Annotated in this window: 1 protein-coding gene; it reads left to right on the top strand. The window is 50.8% G+C overall.

The features are described from left to right. Positions 1-659, top strand: a 659-nt coding sequence (locus R7Q11_RS26840; protein ID WP_225467072.1) for a methyl-accepting chemotaxis protein, incomplete at both ends; no start/stop codon positions are given.

The following is a 659-nucleotide window of genomic DNA, read 5'->3' as shown; positions in this document are numbered from 1 at the left end:
ATTGCAGAAATGGAAGCTTCAGCCCATGACGCGCTCAACACGACTCTAGTGGCCATTGCGCTGTTCTGTGTTTCTATCGCTGCCGTGGTTGCTATCTTCGCCGTGTTTGTGAATCGTAGCATCATGCGACCAATCGAACAGTTTGATGCCTCGATCCAATCCTTCGCGCAAGGCGATGCCGACCTTACGGCGCGCATGCACGAGTCCAACGTACCTGAGTTCAAACAGTTAGCGCACAACTTCAATATCTTTGTTGAAAGCCTACAGGGCATCATCAAGAGCGTGACTCAAGTCGGTGAAGAAGTCGTCGCAGAAACCAACAACATGTCGCAACGCGCCTCTCAAGTCGACGAACTCGCTGGCGGTCAACGTGAAGAAACCGAGCAAGTTGCCGCAGCGATGACGGAAATGACAGCCACCGCGCATGAGATTTCGAACAACGCTAACCAAGCAGCAGAATCAGCGCGACACGCCGATGAAAACGCTCAACAAGCGAAACACATCGTCGATTCCGCTGCGAATTCTGTCGAAGAGCTGGCAAGCGAAGTTTCAGAGGCGAGCACTGTGATTGCCCGTTTAGAGAGCGACGTTCAAAACATCTCATCATCTTTAGAAGTGATTCAAGATATTGCCGAGCAAACTAATTTGCTTGCGCTAAA

This window comes from Vibrio sp. 970 (assembly GCF_033339075.1).
This window is presented reverse-complemented; position numbering and strand designations above follow the sequence as displayed.